Source organism: Shewanella fodinae, from assembly GCF_014651955.1.
Classification (GTDB): Bacteria; Pseudomonadota; Gammaproteobacteria; order Enterobacterales; family Shewanellaceae; genus Shewanella; species Shewanella fodinae.
Genome location: NZ_BMXW01000012.1, coordinates 1 through 17,596, shown reverse-complemented (window position 1 = coordinate 17,596; position 17,596 = coordinate 1). Strand labels below are relative to the sequence as shown.

The following is a 17,596-nucleotide window of genomic DNA, read 5'->3' as shown; positions in this document are numbered from 1 at the left end:
ACTTTTTTATTTTTCCGGCCATCGTGGGCCGCACAGATCTGATTGTCAAGGTAAGCATAAAAAACGGCTCACCGCATCCAGCTTATCGCCATAGCCCACAAAACTGTGATTGCCACCAGCCTCAAGCAGCATCTCACAACAATGATATTTAGCCAATGCTTGACGATAATCCAACACCTCATCGGCGCTCTGTAACATTACCAAAAAACGCTCAGGATTGAGAATGACGGGCGTATCATATTGCTGTAACTGCTGCTGATGTTCCGGTAACAATTGATAGTGTTCGCCGGTATAAGGGTTGAACTGCGGTCCGAGGTACTCGGCAAATAGCTCGTAGGGCTTTACCGCTGGGTTTATCAGCACCGCCTTACCACCGTACTGCTGTACCAACCAACTGGCAAAATAGCCCCCGAGTGACGAACCGATAAAACACAGTTTTTCACCCTCAGCCAGCGCCTGTTCCGTGATAACTTGCAGTAATGCCATCGCGGGCTTTGGCGCCGCAGGCAACTGCGGTGCCACCACGCGCAGTTGGGAAAACTTCTGCTGCATGTAAGCTTTGGTTATTCGCGCTTTATCGGAATCGGGTGAACTGTTAAAACCGTGAATATAGAGCAGCATAGTTCCTCACACTGGCAGCCACGCTGGGGAACAGATCAGTAGCCACTCGCCTGAATATCTGGGGCAAAACGCTCCCCGGGGATTCGGTGTACATTGGTCAGCATGCTACCATCCGCTCGCAACTCCAGCAATCGATAGCCAGGTTGCAGCACATCCAGTGCAAAATAGGGCGACAGCGGTTTGAACTGAATGCAAGTGGATGGTGTCGCCATCAGCTTAATTGACTGCTGCTGGCCTTGATAATGGCTATCGAGCTGCTGATGTACATGTCCCCACAACATCCCCTTCACCTGCGGTAACTTGGCCATTTGCTGCAAAAACTCATCACCGTTATCCATCCAGTGTTGATCCAGCCAGGCACAGTTCACTTTAATCGGGTTGTGATGCATTACTAACAAAACATGTAATTCAGGGGCAGCCTCAATGGCACTGCGAATGATGGCAAACTCTTCTTCGGCCAAATGGCCGCCCGGCTTTCCCCGCACGGTAGAGTCCAGCATGATAATCTGCCAGTTACCGGCCAAGATTCGTCGTTGACCATAGATTTGCTTTCCCTGCATATGCAGATGCATTATGCGCGGATCATCATGATTACCAGGTAGATAATGACAGGGAAGATTAAGCGGTCCGATAGCTTTAACAAAACTTTGGTAGGATTCACCAGAGAAATCCTGGCTGAGATCACCGGTTGCCAGCAATAGATCGGCAGGATAACTGAGCGCCTTGATGGTGTTGATAACGGCTTCAAAACTATTGGCAGTATTGACACCCAACAAATGCCCTTCCGGATCGGCAAATAGATGAGGATCGGTAATCTGCACTATGCGTACGCTATGATCCTTTGGAATACGATAAGTGATAGCCTCTTTCAGCACATTGATTACCTAATACTATGACTGACAAACAAGGCGCGCACGACAGTCGATTTTCAACAACTCCTCCAGAAAGGCGTTAACCTGATATTTCTCATTCCGGTGATACATACGCAGGTTCGGGTAATCGTACACCGGTCGCAACTGGGAAATCTGCTGGCTGCTTAACACTTCTGCTAATTTAGCATCGTGATAGACTCTCACCGTTACCTGTGGCACTGGCACCAAGTGTGCCGCACCCATGCCCATAGGTCGCGAGATACTCACCACCTGTGTATACGGCGTACTCTCAAGCAAGCTGACCTGCAAGCAGCCAAACTCGCCCTCCACCAGCCACTGCGCACCAGTGTGACAATCGTCGGGTAACCAGCGGGTAATGTGGGCGTAATTTCGCCCACACAGCGCCAGAAAACGGCTGACATCCGGTTGATATTTATCTTTTGCTTTCTGCATCCACATTCATCAGTTGTTGATAATTTAGTTGCAACCACTGCAACCCAAGGACAGTCGACGCATTGTCGATACGACCATCCGTGGTCATGGCATAAGCCTGTTGCCGCGGCAACACTACCACGCGAATATCTTCGTGCTCTTCTGCCAAGCCGTGAATCCCACTCGCTTGACTGGCATCAACGGCCGCCCAATAGAAATAAAACCGCTCAGTACTACCACCCGGACTAGAAAGAAAACTACTGATGAATTGCATACTTCGCGCTTGCAGACCGCTTTCTTCCTGCAGTTCACGACGAGCAACCTGTTCCGGGGTTTCGTCGCTATCTATCATACCGGCGACTAATTCCAGCAACCAAGGAGAATCACTGGTCATTAAGGCTGGAAATCGTAGTTGCTCAATTAATACCACCTGATCAGTCAAGGGATCGTACGGCAATACAACCACTGCATGACCGCGCTCAAATACTTCGCGGCGCACCTCTTGGCTCCAACCGCCAGCAAACAAACGGTGACGGAAGCGGTATTCTTCCATAGAAAAGAAGCCGGAATAAAGTGTTCTTTTCGCTAAAATCTCAATATCAGTTTTGGAGAATTTTTCAGGTTTCATTATTGCTCCGTTTCTGCGATAACTTGTCCACACCGCAACAGATATTTCGTCACAATTGAGCGGCATCATTTATTCATAAAATCTGTTACACTTCGGAGTTGACTGGAAATCAGATGGTTTTTAGTATTCTGCCAACAAGTTTTGCTGTATCGGGAAGCGTCGGGAAGCGCAAACCGCCTTTTTAAGGCATTAACAGTCTAACGAAGTTAAACCACCTGTACAGGGTGTTTGTCTATAAGGACAGCTAATGAAATTCAAGATCCGCACTTTATGCGCGGCGTTAACGCTCGCAGTTTCTGCATCTTCAGCGCACGCCGATGATTTGCTTCAGATATACCAGCAAGCACTCACGAATGACCCAGTGGTTCTGCAGGCTAAAGCACAACGCGACCAGCTATATGAAGCCATTGAAGAAAATCGTGCACCGTTGCTACCAAGCATCAGTGCTGCTGTAGGTTACAATAAAGCTTGGCTGGATCCGGGTAACGATACTCGGGGGCTGACTGGCACCGTATCGCTAAACCAAGTGATCTATGATCACTCTGCGTGGGTCGGGCTGAGTCTGGCTGAGAAAGCGGCCTCCCAAGCTGATGCGATTTATGCTACCTCGTTGCAGAATCTTATCACTAGGGTGACAACAGCCTATTTCAACGTGTTGCTGGCTAACGATACTTATGCTTATCAGATTGCTGAACAGCGCGCGATTGAGCGGCAGTTGGAACAGACCAAACAGCGTTTTGCCGTTGGTTTGACTGCAATTACTGACGTCCATGAAGCACAAGCACAATATGATTTGTCCACCGCATCGGTGATTTCAGCCAAAAATCAGCTGACAAATAGCTACGAAGCGTTACGTGAGATTACCGGTTTGGATCACTCAGATCTGAAAGTACTGGATACCAACCGTTTCTCAGCTTCTATGCCTATGCCAAGTAAAACCGAAGAATGGCAGAAAATTGCTGAAGATAGTTCACTGTCTTTGCTGACTGATAGAATTGCCAAGGATATTGCCCAGGAAACTATCTCCCTGCGTAAAGCGGGCCATATGCCATCGGTGAGTTTGAATGCCGGTTACACCAAAGGGCTGGATCAAAACACCAATGGTACCAGTGAACCTGACTATGATCAGAGCAGTGTTGGTTTGAATCTAAGCATTCCAATTTTTGAAGGTTTCAAAGTAACATCTCAGGTCAAACAAGCACAATTTGCTTATGTTGAAGCCAGTCAGGCATTGGAACAGACTCATCGTCAGGTGATTAAGAGCGTACGTAGTGACTTCAATGACGTTGCGGCGGCCATCAGTTCCATTAAAGCCTATGAGCAGTCTGTGATCTCTTCTGAAAGTGCACTTAAAGCTACTCAGGCAGGTTTTGAAGTCGGCACCCGTACTATCGTAGACGTACTGAATAGTACCAGAACGCTCTATGATGCCAAGCGTCAGCTTGCTAGCGCCCGTTACAGCTACATTAATTCAGTCATGGCACTGAAACAGGCCGCAGGAACATTGAACGAAAACGATATCGCCGGAATTAACAGTGGTTTGACAGCCGAAACGCAGCCTCAGCCATAAGTGATGATGATATGCATAAAAAAACCGCCTTTCGGCGGTTTTTTATGTTAAGTGGGCTTAAAAAACCACTTCAACACCTGCAAAGATGCCATCAAATTTCATGTCGGCGCTAATGTCGTCAATATCATCGACATCAAAGTTGAAGGTACGATAGCCAGCATGGACTCGAGTATCCAGCGCAATACCATCAAACTGCCAACCGACACCTATCTGATAATCATAAACACTAGACTCATCAATACCGGTGAGAATATCGGCATAGGCAAACAATCCTGTTCCCGGCAACCCAAGTTCAGCATTGGCATACCCCATAAACACGCCTTTACTTAACTCCAGTGTAGCCGACTTGCTACCCTGGTAGACGCGGAACGAACCATCAAATTTCTTGTATCCGGCACCCACGTCCAACGACAGAATATCGTTATCCAACAGTTCGTAATAGCCAATAAAATCCGTGTTACTCAAATCGATATTGGCGTAGGTTTCTCCGGTATAACTGATCCCGGAAAACGACATGTCGGCATCCGCCAATGTGCCATCCTCATCTAGATGGTTTTCACGGATCTTCAAATTAGGCAAAAATGGGATCGGGTGTTCAATAGCAAACCACAAACTGTAGCGAGATGAAGAGTCATAGCCAAACTCCTGTTGAGGCTGCCCTTTTTCAGCAAACGTACCACTGGCATCCGCGTTCCAGTAATCCCCCCCGACTTTAAACCCGAGTACAGTTGCCGCTTGTACGGAACCCGCAGTCATGGCAGCCAGTAAGGCTACCGCCATCAATGTTTTTTTCATCACTTAACCCTGTGAAAGTAAATTGGTTAAATCAATCACCGCCGCATTGGCACGAGATACATAATTGGCCATCACGAGAGAATGATTGGCCACAAATCCAAAACCTGAGCCATTGAGAATAATCGGACTCCACACGGTTTGTTGAGTGGACTCCAGTTCGCGAATAATCTGCCGTAGACTGACTTCGGCATTTTTCTTCTTTAAGACATCGGCAAAGTCAACTTCGACCGCCTTCATAAAATTGAGTAAGGCCCAAGTGGAGCCGCGCGCTTCGTAAAATACGTCATCAATCTGCCACCAACCGGTTTTCACCTGCATTTGCGATTGCGATGGTGTTGACTGCCGCGCCGCACTGTCACCGGCAAGATCGGTATTCAACCGTTCCTGGCCAACACTGGCAGACAACTGTTGTGACAAACTACCCAAACGCTTCTGTACCTCTTTCAACCACTCATTAAGATTGTCGGCGCGGGCATAAAACTGCGCGTCCTTATTCTGGGGGTCGGCCATACGGGCACGGTAAAGTTTCAGTAGTTTCACGGCATCGCGGTATTCACCTTCAGCACTGGGCACTAACCAGCTGGTGTGATCGATATTGAGTTTGGAATGCGCTTCAAGCAGATCTTTATCGGCAGTGGACTGCGATTGAGAGCGGCTAAATTCTTTACGCATCACCAAAGCTAAATCGCGGATTTGCTCCAGCGCACCAAATTCAAAGGCTGGCATATTGTCCATCATCACTGAGGGTGGCATGACGTCATTTGACAACCAGCCGCCTGGCTTATCCAGCAAGGTATCGATGGTGTCAATCAACGATGTCGTTGTGGCATAACCGATAACTGGTTGACCACTGCTATCATTAAGTACCTGCGGTTCCAGTACATCCGGTTCAACACTCCACCAAACACTTATTACATACATGACCACTGCTAACAACACGGCAGTTCCGGCGGCATATTTCCACTTTGCTTGCATCCTGTGCATTCTCCTCTATGTGATATGCGGCTATTGCGGGATCCAGCATTTATCAACACTCAAAAGTGCGTTGCCGACCATTACCGCTCAAGAAAACTCAAACAACTGTTTGAATATGGCATTGCTTGCCTTACACTGCCAATCAGGCAACGTAACTATCAGGGCAGATATCATGACCACCATACAGGTTCACGACACTCAGGGAGTACGGGTACTCAAATTCAACCGCCCGGAAAAACGTAATGCGATCGACCTCGGTATGTACCGACAGCTCACAGAATACCTGATCCAAGGGGACACCGACAACGACATCCGTGCCTTCATGCTGTGCGGTAGCAGTGATTGCTTCACTTCTGGCAACGATGTTGCCGAATTTTTGCAACACCCCGATTTGGGGCCAGAGCATCCCGCTGTACGCTTTCTACATTGTCTGAGCGAGCTGAAAAAACCGCTGTTAGCGGCGGTCAGTGGTGCAGCAGTGGGCATTGGCACCACCTTGCTATTACACTGCGACCTAGTTTATGCCGATGAGACAGCCCGCTTTAAAATGCCATTTGTCGACTTGGCGCTGGTGCCAGAAGCCGGTGCCAGTCTGTTATTACCACGGCTGGTGGGTTATCAGAAGGCAGCGGAACTACTACTGCTCAGTGAAAACTTTGATGCTGACCAAGCAAATCAGTTTGGACTGGTTAATCAGGTAGTCAGCGCAAACCAATTATACGAATTTGCGTTAAGCAAAGCGGCTGCTATTGCAGCCAAATCGCCCAGCGCGGTGCAGCAAACCAAGGCCTTGATGCGCGTAGGTAAAGAGGCACTGCAGCAACAGATGCAGCTAGAACTGACATTCTTTGGCGAACGCCTGCAAAGCCCGCAAGCCAGGGAAACCTTTATAAAATTTCTGCAGCGCTAGGTGTCAACAAACCCCCGCAGATAATCAACGTTGAGGTGGCTGCTCTCGTAAAAGCGGCTAACTCAACGCTGGTTATCTGCCTGTAACGTCTTACCTACGCCCCATGCGGCCAACACCAATAACAATAACGGCCACAATAATGAAAAACCACTGAGCAACATTACCATCGCGGCACCACTACATATCACGACAACCAATGCCATTAAGCTGAACGCGGCACAGATCCACAGCAATAACAACAGCGCCGTTAATCCGGCCAATAATAACGTCCAAATACCATCATCCAACCACAACAGCCCAGAAGGATCGAACAAAAACATCGCGCCGCTATGACCAAATGTGATTGCCAATAGGACGAGTACACCAACAAATCCCCACACCAAAAATTGCGGCCGTCGCCGATAACGCCGATAATTCCCCATCGACTAGCTCCTTATCTTGGGATAAACCATTCCGCCAACAAAATACAACACCACACCCCATAATGGCATCAGCAGCGTCACCGCCACCCACACCAGTCGCAGCCAGAATACAGACCATCCAAAGTCACTGGCTAACTGACCACATAAACCACAGACCCACTTACTCGGATCACGCAAACGTTGCTCTAATCTCATCTGTTACTCCGAAATCCGTTGTAGCACAGCAAGTCCAACAGCGTTATTTCTTGGCAGTTAAATCGGCTACCGCAACGTTATTTGCGGGAGTTTCTGCAATGGTATCCAGTGTTTCTTGTACCAATTCATCAGTGACTGCCGCGATACTGTTACCTAATTCCCGCTGCAGCGAAGCCATGATTTCGGCTTTGGCACTGTGTAACATTTCTTGAGCCTGCACCGTCAGCGTAGTGCTCACAGCATTCAACACCGCGCCTTTGCTAGGCAAATTATCATCGGCCATAACAGTGCCACACATCAGGCTCCCAGCCAGAACAGCAGTTATCGCAAATGTAGAAGTTAAGCTTTTCATGATTGTCGTCCTTTTCCAGTTAAGCTGAACTATTTCAGCGTTCGCAGGAGATAATTCAAGCGGTGTGCCAACTTGGAAAATATTTCATAACATCATGTTTAATAAATATTTTATTTCAAACTTTAAGATAAAAAATAAAACTCGGAAGGGAGAATAAGAATAGAATGGCGAGAATCACCAGATCTGTAGCAATTTTCGCCAAATTTTGTCGTTAGCGTTGATAAACACTATTTCTGGCTGCTAGCAGTACCTCAATGCCAGCCTCAGGTTTATGCGCATTTTCACTGAGATAACGGCGCCAACTACGGCCCCCAGCAACACCTTGATAAAGACCGGTCAGGTGCCGGGTAATATGGTTTAAACGCCCACCCGCTTGGAGATGTTGCGCTACATACGGCAACATAGCATCCACCACCTCATCACGGCTTAGAAGCGCACGGTTCATGCCAAATAGTCGCTGATCAACCTCCGCTAGCAGATAAGGATTTTGGTAAGCCTCGCGCCCAACCATCACGCCATCGAGCTGTTGCAGGTGTTGCGTAATATTGTCCCAGCTTTTAATACCACCGTTAATACTGATGTTTAACGCCGGGAAGTCCTGTTTAAGTTGATAAACTCGAGGATAATCCAGCGGTGGAATTTCCCGGTTTTCTTTCGGACTCAGCCCCTGCAACCAGGCTTTACGAGCATGGATGATAAAAGTATTACAGCCCGCCTCACTGACCTTACCCACAAAATCGGTGAGGAACAGATAAGAATCTTGCTCATCGATACCAATACGGGTTTTTACCGTTACCGGAATGCTGACCTGTTGCTGCATCGCATTGACACAATCCGCTACCAACTGTGGCTCAGCCATTAAACAGGCGCCGAAACGACCATTCTGCACGCGATCTGAAGGGCAACCCACATTAAGATTTACCTCATCATAGCCCCGTTCCTCAGCGATCCGCGCACATTGCGCCAACGCTTGAGGATCGCTGCCGCCCAGCTGCAATGCCAACGGATGTTCAGCTTCGTTGTATTCAAGGTAATCCCCTTTACCAAACAAAATGGCGCCGGTCGTTACCATTTCGGTGTACAGCAACGCTTGTGATGACATCAGCCGCGCAAAGTATCGATAGTGTCTATCAGTCCAATCCAGCATCGGTGCCACCGAAAAACGGCGATGTTTTGTCAAATCCGTTACTGTTTTTGCCGAATAATCTGTCACTTATTAAAGTTCCTCAAATACCTGGTGTCATGGGTGGTTTCATTGTATGGTGCCGTACAGTGCGCTATAAAATGAATAGCACGAATGAAACAGTGCATCGGATTGTTGATGAAACCGTCACTTCAGGCAGGGGCGCGATTATACACAGGAACAACTGAATAATCAGCCGTTGTAAATGTACGTGCATGGTGACATAAACCGCCGACACAGGAGCATAAATGCAGGATAAAAGGGCTGTACAGGTGGGCATTATCGTAATTCTCACGATTGCGGTAGTGTTGGTGCTGTACTTTACCTCAACGCCGAGCAAAGATAATTTCCGACCGGCAACGCCAAAAACGACTAATATTCAAGCAGTTCAACCGATTGAACAACGACCACCCGCGATAGATATCAACCGTAGTTGGCCTACGCAGATTGCGGCGTTAGCGCGCCGAGCGATGTCCTATACCGTAATAAAATCGCAACTTGTCCACGAACGCCGCCCCACCCTGTTGGTTGTGATTACATCGCCCTACGCTAACGGCTATGAGCAGTTTCTTGGGACTGCCATCAAAGTTGCCCGCAGTATGGCGATTAGTCGTAACGTGGCCGCGGTACATGTACTACTTGAACCAAATGAAGTGCTTATTGGGAAAGGCTATCAACTCGCTGACGTAGCATTATACACTGATGGCAAAGGTGAAGATGGTCAGACGTTTAATGGGGTTTACTGGCAAGCCTCGGCCATGCAAAACCCTTATTCACCTCAGCAATTGCAAGTAGCTAATCTCTGGTTTCAGCACCAGAGTGAATATCTGGATAGTCATGGCAAAATCAACGAGTCGGAATTAAAAAGCTATATTGCAGAACAACTGAATATTCCCGATTTTGCCGTCAAACTGCCACAGTCAAATCGGTTGCCACTGACCATCGATAATCAACCGTCCGACTGAGCTAACGTATTGGCAATGGCGGCATATGTGAGCATCAGTTCTGCCAGCGAATCAACCTGCATTCCGCGCATCAGATTCGCTCGATGGATCTCCACGGTACGCACCGCGATAAATAATTCATCGGCAATCTGCTGATTTTTATAACCTTTAGCGATCAGTTTCAGGATTTCTCGTTCTCGCGGCGTTAGCTTTTGATACGTTTGTAGTTGCTGCAGTCTTAGGGCGTTAGCCTGTGAGCTTTGCATCGCCTTGGTAACCGCTTGTGCCAGCATGGCGCCATCTGCTGGTTTCTGGAAAAAATCTACCGCCCCCTGTTTTAACGCATCCACCGCCAATGGCACGTCGCCATGCCCGGTCAGATAGATCACTGCCAGTGGACTCTGATGTTGCCTCAGCAATTGATGCAGCTGTTGACCACTGAGTCCGGGCATCCGCATATCAAGGATCACACAGCCGGTCTGTTGCCAGACCTCTGCGGCAATGAAAGCTTCCGCACTGGCAAACTCGCGTACCTGGAAATCGTAGCTTTCCAGCATGAAACTCAGTGAGCGCAACACGGACGCATCGTCATCCACCAAATACACCGTGTGTTTATCTTCAACCATCGGTTTGTTCCTTTAAAGACAGGCTCAGCTGTACCAGGCAACCACCTGAATCGGCATTACTCATCGACAGCTTCCCGCCGTGGCTTTCCACAATTTCGCGGCAAATCACCAATCCTAATCCCAACCCTTGGCGTTTGGTGCTGGTAAATGCCTGCATCAGTTCACAGGCATCACGGCTTAGCCCTGGGCCATTATCCTGGATCTGCACCATTACCTGCTGCGGCTGGCGGTAATCCAGTAACACCTCAATCCGTTTATCTGTCTGTGGGCATTCTGCCAGCGCATCAATGGCATTTTTCAGCAGATTAACTAGCAGTTGTTGGATGGCGACAGGTTCCAGCCATTGCCGCTGTTCACGACCCAGTAACTGCCACTGTAACTGGATCTGCTGTTTATCCAGTTCGAACTGCAACAGTTCGACCGTATCCAGTAACAGCGGTCGCAATAATTGCTGCTGTTTCGCAGCGGGCTGTTTTTTCAATAGACCGCGCAATCGTTGAATAATCGCCCGAGCACGCCCAACTTCAGCGTCTATCTGCTGTAATGCTTGCGGCAACTTTTCCAGCTGCCCTTGCTGCAAACGCACACTGGCACCATGGCAATAATTACCGATGGCCGCGAGCGGTTGATTCAGCTCATGGGCCAGACTGGCCCCCAATTCCCCGGCAACAGCTGCGCGTTGAGCGTGTTCCAGCAGTACCAGATTCTCACTGAGTTTACGTTGCGCTTGCGCCAACTGGTGGCCGCGACGGTTAAAACGATATTCCAGCCAGAAATGGTAGGCGTTAAGGGAAATCAGCAGTAGCAGAATACTCCAGCCCCATTGGCTGTGCTCTTTGAGCCACACCATCGCCCGTTGCCACCAAGGTGCCTGCAATGGATGCATGTCGAGATCTTTATACATTCTATCTATGGTCAGTTGGCTAACGGCTGTGGTCCAACCGAGTGAATCTGCCGCAGTGGCTGCTGCGCTTTGCTCCGGCAATGCCAGCAAAGCTTGCGTTACCTGTTTTGCCAGTTTCTGCCCGGCGCGACTGGTCTTGGCCAATGACCAGTTAGGATACAGTGCTGTGGAAACCTTGCAGCCCAAACCCGCGGGAGTGTGGTCTTCCACTATTCGGTAATTATCGGCATTAAGTAAATGCTCAGCAGCCATCTGTTCTAGCTGACACACAGGCACCACAGCCGCATCGGCTTTGCCATCGCGCAAGGCGTACAACAGATTGTCCAACGGGAATCCTGTCGGTAGCAATTGCGCAACCGTATTGGGCAGATCAATCTGCTGCTTCCAGGCGGCATACACCAAGGTCAGATAACCGCCAAAGGCGTGTGGGGAGACAATAGCTAAACGCTTATCTTTTAAATCCGCAAACGCTTGGATCGGCGAATCGCGCCGCACCACCAGCGCCGACCCCACCTGCATCGGCTGACCGCCGTTGAGGCGACTCTTCAATGTCGCCAGCCAGCTTAGTGAATACTGCCGCGCCAGCAATACCGACTGCCCAGGATTGGTGATCACAAAATCCAGATCCTGTGTGGCAACGGCATCGGACAGTTCATCTAGCGTCATCGGATGCAAACGGAAGTAAGTGCCGGGGATCTGCTGCTCCAGCCACTGCATGGTTGGTTGCCAGCGGTTGATGCTATCGCGATAGCCGCGAATAGCCAGCACACCAACATCCACTAGCGCGTATTGGGTTTCATCCACCGGCAGCGTATCTGCTGTTACCGACGCATTTATCGACAGTAATGGCACTAGCAACATCCAAAGATACAAGCAGCTCAGCTGAGAGGTTTTGCGCATAGCCGTGACGTTTTCCCAAAAATTTTACTCAGTTTGCCGGTCATTCTAACGGGATTTTATTGTTCTGGATCAACCCTGCGCCCGGTATGTGGAAAACCACTATAGAGCCATACTGGTCACTCTGCCGAGAATACACTCAAGGCGCCCACCATGGGAAAGCCGCCCACCAAGCTTCAAGGAGTGTGTAATGGATACTTCAAAACGCCGGTTACTGGGGCAAATTGCCGCCATTACCGCCGGTGCGGTGTTTATCCCATTGGCCGAGGCCGATGGTGACAGCACCCCGACCAAAGGCAAGCGCTATGGGATGTTAATTGACCTGCGCCGCTGTGTTGGCTGTCAAGCTTGCACTGTCGCCTGCACCATTGAGAATCAACCGCCACTGGGCCAATTCCGCACCACAGTGAATCAATACGAAGTGACTGAAGGCGACAACAGCGCCTTTATGATGCTGCCACGCTTATGTAATCACTGCGAAAATCCGCCCTGTATCCCGGTCTGCCCCACAGGGGCCACGTTTCAGCGTCAAGACGGTATCGTGGTAGTCAACAACGACTGGTGTGTTGGCTGTGGCTATTGCGTGCAGGCTTGCCCTTATGATGCGCGTTTTCTCAATCACGAAACTAACACCGCCGATAAATGTACTTTCTGCGCCCACCGTCTGGACGCCGGATTACTCCCCGCCTGCGTTGAAACCTGTGTCGGTGAAGCTAGGATCATCGGCGATCTTAACGACCCTGATAGCCGCATCAGCCAACTGCTGACACAACACCGCAATGATATCAAAGTACTGCGGCCCTCCATGGGCACCCAACCCCGGGTGTTTTACCTTGGCATGAACCAAGCGTTTGCCGAACGTATCCGCGGTGAAGCACCAGTGCGGACGCTAATGACCGCTAGTGGCAAGGAGTTACATCATGGACATTAAAGAACTGCTGACCCCAGACTTTGCTATCACCTGGCTGCCGTGGGCCGTGCAATATTTTTTTTTGATTGGGCTGGCCTACACCTCGGTATGGATTGCCGCCATTGCGGTGCTGTGGCCGGGTCAACGGCAACAACGCCTGCTAACGCTATGCGGCAGTCTGATTTTCAGTGCCGCGATTGTGGCACCGGTAGCGTTGCTGGCAGATCTGCATCAGCCGCTACGCGCCTGGCACTTCTACATGCAACTGCGCCCCGATTCCTGGATGTGGTTTGGCGCCTGGTTGTTGCCGGTGTTTATGGGCTCAGGCTTACTGTTTGGCTATCTGTTGCTGCGGCCGTCACTGCCGACCACAGCCACTGACCGTTGGAGCCAGCTTGGCTGCTGGTTGCGCTTTGGCCGTTGGTCAGAAAAACCCCTGTTAAAACCGGTAGCGGTATTAGCCTTCCTCAGCGCTTGCAGCATTGCCTTGTATACCGGCATAGAAACCATGGCGGTACAGGCGCGGCCACTATGGCACAGTCACTGGCTACCACCATTGTTTGCCGCCAGTGCGTTGTTGGCTGGCAGCGGCATGCTGGTGTGGCTCAATTTTCTGTTTAAAGGCCATAACACCAATACCGATCGCTATCTGCTGTTGTGGCTGCGCGCGGCCTTTACTCTGTTTGGCCTATTACTTATCGGCTGGGCGCTGGCAGGCGGCAAAAGTGCCGCTGAGGCACGCATGCTGTTAAGCCACAGCCCTACTTGGCAGTTGGCCGCAATCTGGGTCTTGAGCACGCTAGCGGTGCTGGCGCTATTACTGGCCACCAGTCGCCAACCACACTGGTTATTGCTGCTCGCAGGCTTTGCTGCTGTGCACCTCGCTTGGGGCTTCCGCTGGCTGGTACTGATCCAGGCGCAGACCGACCCGAAATACGGCGCTGGCACCTATTTCTATGAACTACCTTGGGGGCCAGAAGGCTTGCTGGGCATTCTTGGGACCTTCGGCCTGTGGCTGGCATTAATCACCCTGATTTCTGAGTTAGTACGTCAAACCGCGATGACTCAGGAAGGAGCAGCATAATGGACAAGAGCAAACGCAGATTTATTAAAGGTGCGGCCATTACCGGCGGCGCCGGTTTATTTGTCGCAGGTTACAGCCATACACTAGGGCAACTGGGCAAAGGTATTGCCACCGGCAGCTCTGGCACAGTCGCCGACTCGGCGATTCACGGTAATTCGTTAGCGCCTGAACTACAAATCGACCTGAAAACCGGTGCCATGACTGCCAACGCCGAGCAGCGCTTGGCGAACTCTATGTGCCTTGGCTGCTGGACTCGCTGTGGCGTACGAACCCGCATCGACAATAAAACGGACAAGATCCTGCGCATTACCGGAAATCCTTACCATCCGTTGTCCGCCAGAGAACATCTGGATTTTGACACTTCCATCAAAGATTCGCTGTTACATACCAGCGCCTATCAGGAGCAAGGCCTGGATGGCCGCTCTACCGCCTGTGCTCGCGGTAATGCCATGCTGGAACTGCTAGACAGTCCGCATCGGGTCACCCACTGCTTAAAACGTGTTGGCCCTCGCGGCAGCGGCAAATGGCAGACTATTGCCTTTGAACAACTGCTACACGAAGTCGTGGAAGGTGGCGATCTGTTTGGCGAAGGCCACGTAGATGGCCTGCGGGCCATTCATGACATCAAAACACCGCTGGATGCCGATAACCCAGAATATGGCCCAAAGGCGAATCAGCTGTTAGTCACCAACGCCTCAGATGAAGGCCGCGATGTCTTTATCAAACGCTTCACTTTTAACAGTTTTGGGACCCGCAACTTTGCCAACCACGGCTCCTACTGTGGCTTTACCTACCGCGCCGGCGCCGGTGCGTTACTGGACGATCTGAAGAAATACTCCCATCTGAAACCCGACTGGGATAAAGCCGAGTTTTTGCTATTTATCGGCACCTCTCCGGCGCAATCTGGCAATCCCTTTAAACGTCAGGCCAGACAGCTGGCATACGACCGCACTGAGCGTAACTTCAGCTATGCGGTGGTATCGCCAATGCTGCCTAACAGCTCCAGTTTGGCGGCGGCACCGGATAACGTCTGGCTGCCCATTCGCCCGGCCACTGATGCCTCGTTAGCCATGGCGATGCTGCGCTGGATTATTGATAATAAACGTTATGCAGCGGCCTTCCTTAGCGCACCTAATGCCAAAGCCGCCGCTGCCGCAGGTTACCGAGGCTTCAGCAATGCAACCTTCCTGATCCATAGCGATCAACAAGATCCGCGTTATGGCCAGTATCTGCACGCCAGCGAACTCGGCTTCCCCTTTAGCGGCGAAGCTTTCGGCAAAGAAGACCCAATACTGGTGCTGGACAATGACAGCGGTAAACCGATGGCGGCAGGCAAATGCAATCAAGCACGGCTAGAAGTCAATGAAATCATCAGCAACGGTGTTATCAATATTCGTTGCCAGAGCAGTTTCAGCCTGTTGGCGGAGTCGGCCCGCAGCCAGACCGTTGAGCAATACAGCGCCGAATGTGACATTCCGGTTGCCGACATTATTGCCTTAGCTGACAAATTCACCAGTCATGGCACCAAAGCCGCAGTAATTACTCACGGCGGCACCATGAGCACTAACGGCTTTTACAGCGCCTGGGCGATCATGATGCTGAATGCCATGATAGGTAACATCAACCAGCCAGGTGGTGCGCTGGCTAAAGGCGGCGCTTATCCGGCTTTCGGTAGCGGCCCACGCTACAATCTGGCGGAGTTTGACGGCATGGTGCAACCTAAAGGGGTGTTTCTGTCCCGCTCAAAATTTCCTTATGAAAAAAGCTCCGAATACAAACGCAAGAAGGCTGCCGGTGAGTCGCCTTACCCCGCTAAAGAACCTTGGTTTCCGATCTCGTCGCCACTACTCAGTGAACATCTGACCGCCGCCGTGGCAGGTTATCCTTATCACCTGAAAGCCTGGATAAACCATATGGGGAATCCGCTTTACGGGCAGGCAGGATTAGTTACCGCCATTGGCGAACAACTGAAAGATCCCAAAGTGCTGCCACTGTTGGTCAGCATTGACAGTTTTATCAACGAAACCTCAGCACTTTCTGATTATATAGTGCCCGATACGCTGACCTATGAATCCTGGGGCTGGACCTCTGCCTGGCATGGTACCATGACCAAAGTATCAACTGGGCGCTGGCCGGTAGTCACACCCCGAGTAGAACACACCAAAGACGGCGATCCTGTGTGCATGGAGAGCTTTCTCACTAACGTTGCCCTCAAACTGGGGTTGCCAGGGTTCGGTGACCATGCGGTACAAGCGGCTGACGGTTCGTTGCACCCGTTGACTCGCGCTGCCGACTACTCACTTTACGGTGCGGCTAATGTTGCTTGGGCCGGTCAACCCGTACCCGATATTGATGACGAAGATCGGCGCTGGTCTGGAGTTGAGCGCATCATCCCCGAACTCAAAGCACGCTTGCAACCCGAAGAAGTTGCCAAAGCCGCCTATTTGTTTGCCCGTGGTGGTCGCTTTGAACCTATGGCAAAAGCACGCGATGCCGATGGCAACCCAACCCATGTCTGGCCCAAACCATTGATGTTATGGAATCCCGAAGTTGGCAGCCGTCGTAATAGTCAGAATGGCGAGTTTCTCAGTGGCTGCCCGCGCAGTTACGGGCCGCGACTAGCCAATGGTCAAGCCTTGCGCGAAGCCTTTAGCCGCGAACAATGGCCATTATTGCTTTCCAGCTACAAATCCCATGTGCAGAGCGCTATGAGTATCGGCTCTGATCGACTCCGGCAGGTGCATCCCAACAACCCGGTGCGAATTAACAAAACCACCGCTGAACGGCTTGGTATCCACACTGGCGATACCGTGCGTATCAGCACGCCAAACGGTAGCGTTATCGCGCTGGTAGAGTGTGTCTCTGGAGTGCATCCAGAATGTATTGCGATAGAACATGGTTTTGGGCATAAGGAGTTAGGCGCCCGAGATACCATCATTGATGGCAAACTGATCGCGGCGAATCCGCTGACTCAGGTTGGCGTTAATCTGAATGACCTGTCAATTCTGGATCCTAGCCGTCACGGCCGCTATCCACTCGTGGACTGGGCCAGTGGTTCTGCCGCACGTCAGGGATTACCCGCCAACATCGAAAAAATTACGATATAACTTCGCTCAGTCAATACTCATCAGTAAAAAGCCCGGCAAATGCCTAATGCCGATCGCTTTAAGTAATTGAACGATCCTGAGCAGACTTCATAATCGGTCTCAACATTGTTGAGGCCGATTTTTTATGTCCGAATTTTCTAAAGAATTACAGGTTACCGCCGAGTTTTGC

General features: G+C 50.6%; 18 protein-coding genes. 6 read left to right on the top strand and 12 right to left on the bottom strand.

Translation table 11 applies throughout. The features are described from left to right. Positions 1–45: 45 nt before the first annotated feature. From IE064_RS11585 to nudF, 4 genes are read right to left on the bottom strand one after another with little or no spacing between them, the layout of a single operon-like run. Positions 46–621 (bottom strand): YqiA/YcfP family alpha/beta fold hydrolase, encoded by a 576-nt coding sequence (locus IE064_RS11585; protein ID WP_189617962.1) that lies wholly within the window; start codon positions 619–621, stop codon positions 46–48. A gap of 35 nt (positions 622–656) precedes the next feature. Then, positions 657–1,496 (bottom strand): 3',5'-cyclic-AMP phosphodiesterase, encoded by an 840-nt coding sequence (cpdA, locus tag IE064_RS11580; RefSeq protein WP_189617961.1) that lies wholly within the window; start codon positions 1,494–1,496, stop codon positions 657–659. Between the two features lie 15 nt (positions 1,497–1,511). Further along, positions 1,512–1,946, bottom strand: coding sequence for a DUF1249 domain-containing protein (locus tag IE064_RS11575; RefSeq protein WP_373295265.1), 435 nt, complete (start codon positions 1,944–1,946; stop codon positions 1,512–1,514). Beyond that, positions 1,927–2,553 carry an ADP-ribose diphosphatase gene (gene nudF / locus IE064_RS11570; RefSeq protein ID WP_189617959.1) on the bottom strand — a complete coding sequence of 209 codons (627 nt, stop codon included), beginning with the start codon at positions 2,551–2,553 and terminating at the stop codon, positions 1,927–1,929. Before nudF ends, IE064_RS11575 begins: the two co-directional genes overlap by 20 nt. A gap of 247 nt (positions 2,554–2,800) precedes the next feature. Here nudF and tolC point away from each other — a divergent pair, with 247 nt between their 5' ends. Further along, on the top strand, positions 2,801–4,123 hold the full coding sequence (gene tolC, locus IE064_RS11565; protein ID WP_189617958.1) for an outer membrane channel protein TolC: 1,323 nt from the start codon (positions 2,801–2,803) through the stop codon (positions 4,121–4,123). 57 nt (positions 4,124–4,180) lie between these two features. Here the strand turns inward: tolC and IE064_RS11560 are convergent, their stop codons facing one another. Continuing rightward, entirely contained in the window at positions 4,181–4,918 is a 738-nt protein-coding gene (locus tag IE064_RS11560; RefSeq protein WP_189617957.1) for a TIGR04219 family outer membrane beta-barrel protein, read from the bottom strand. A gap of 3 nt (positions 4,919–4,921) precedes the next feature. After that, a complete protein-coding gene (locus IE064_RS11555) occupies positions 4,922–5,893 on the bottom strand; it encodes a DUF2333 family protein (protein ID WP_133039309.1) in 972 nt (323 codons plus the stop codon). A gap of 172 nt (positions 5,894–6,065) precedes the next feature. On the opposite strand from IE064_RS11555, the gene IE064_RS11550 reads away from it, so the two are divergent. Next, entirely contained in the window at positions 6,066–6,803 is a 738-nt protein-coding gene (locus IE064_RS11550) for an enoyl-CoA hydratase-related protein (RefSeq protein WP_189617956.1), read from the top strand. A 62-nt stretch (positions 6,804–6,865) separates the two neighbouring features. On the opposite strand, the gene IE064_RS11545 is transcribed toward IE064_RS11550, so the two are convergent. The 4 genes from IE064_RS11545 to dusA form a co-directional block, all read right to left on the bottom strand. Continuing rightward, positions 6,866–7,225 (bottom strand): hypothetical protein, encoded by a 360-nt coding sequence (locus IE064_RS11545; RefSeq protein ID WP_133039311.1) that lies wholly within the window; start codon positions 7,223–7,225, stop codon positions 6,866–6,868. Between the two features lie 3 nt (positions 7,226–7,228). After that, positions 7,229–7,420 (bottom strand): PspC domain-containing protein, encoded by a 192-nt coding sequence (locus tag IE064_RS11540; RefSeq protein ID WP_189617955.1) that lies wholly within the window; start codon positions 7,418–7,420, stop codon positions 7,229–7,231. Between the two features lie 43 nt (positions 7,421–7,463). Continuing rightward, the gene (locus tag IE064_RS11535) at positions 7,464–7,772 is read right to left on the bottom strand and encodes a hypothetical protein (RefSeq protein WP_189617954.1); all 309 of its coding nucleotides are present in this window, start codon (positions 7,770–7,772) and stop codon (positions 7,464–7,466) included. Positions 7,773–7,983: 211 nt separating this feature from the next. Beyond that, entirely contained in the window at positions 7,984–8,985 is a 1,002-nt protein-coding gene (gene dusA, locus IE064_RS11530) for a tRNA dihydrouridine(20/20a) synthase DusA (protein ID WP_268244758.1), read from the bottom strand. 218 nt (positions 8,986–9,203) lie between these two features. On the opposite strand from dusA, the gene IE064_RS11525 reads away from it, so the two are divergent. Next, complete coding sequence (locus IE064_RS11525; RefSeq protein WP_189617953.1) at positions 9,204–9,920, top strand: DUF4875 domain-containing protein; 717 nt, start codon at positions 9,204–9,206, stop codon at positions 9,918–9,920. Here the strand turns inward: IE064_RS11525 and IE064_RS11520 are convergent. Together IE064_RS11520 and IE064_RS11515 are read right to left on the bottom strand one after the other, a co-directional pair. Then, a complete protein-coding gene (locus tag IE064_RS11520; RefSeq protein WP_189617952.1) occupies positions 9,905–10,525 on the bottom strand; it encodes a response regulator transcription factor in 621 nt (206 codons plus the stop codon). The two genes, IE064_RS11525 and IE064_RS11520, sit on opposite strands and share 16 nt — an antisense overlap. Further along, complete coding sequence (locus IE064_RS11515) at positions 10,518–12,290, bottom strand: sensor histidine kinase (protein WP_229800014.1); 1,773 nt, start codon at positions 12,288–12,290, stop codon at positions 10,518–10,520. The genes IE064_RS11520 and IE064_RS11515 overlap by 8 nt, the downstream gene beginning before the upstream one ends. 226 nt (positions 12,291–12,516) lie before the next feature. On the opposite strand from IE064_RS11515, the gene dsrO reads away from it, so the two are divergent. Genes dsrO through IE064_RS11500 form a run of 3 tightly spaced genes read left to right on the top strand, consistent with a single transcriptional unit; the run spans position 12,517 to position 17,427 of the window. Beyond that, complete coding sequence (gene dsrO / locus IE064_RS11510; protein ID WP_189617950.1) at positions 12,517–13,257, top strand: sulfate reduction electron transfer complex DsrMKJOP subunit DsrO; 741 nt, start codon at positions 12,517–12,519, stop codon at positions 13,255–13,257. Next, positions 13,247–14,320, top strand: coding sequence for an NrfD/PsrC family molybdoenzyme membrane anchor subunit (gene nrfD, locus IE064_RS11505; RefSeq protein ID WP_189617949.1), 1,074 nt, complete (start codon positions 13,247–13,249; stop codon positions 14,318–14,320). The genes dsrO and nrfD overlap by 11 nt, the downstream gene beginning before the upstream one ends. After that, positions 14,320–17,427: a tetrathionate reductase subunit A gene (locus tag IE064_RS11500; protein WP_189617948.1), complete on the top strand. Its 3,108-nt coding sequence runs from the start codon at positions 14,320–14,322 to the stop codon at positions 17,425–17,427. Before nrfD ends, IE064_RS11500 begins: the two co-directional genes overlap by 1 nt. Positions 17,428–17,596 lie beyond the last annotated feature (169 nt).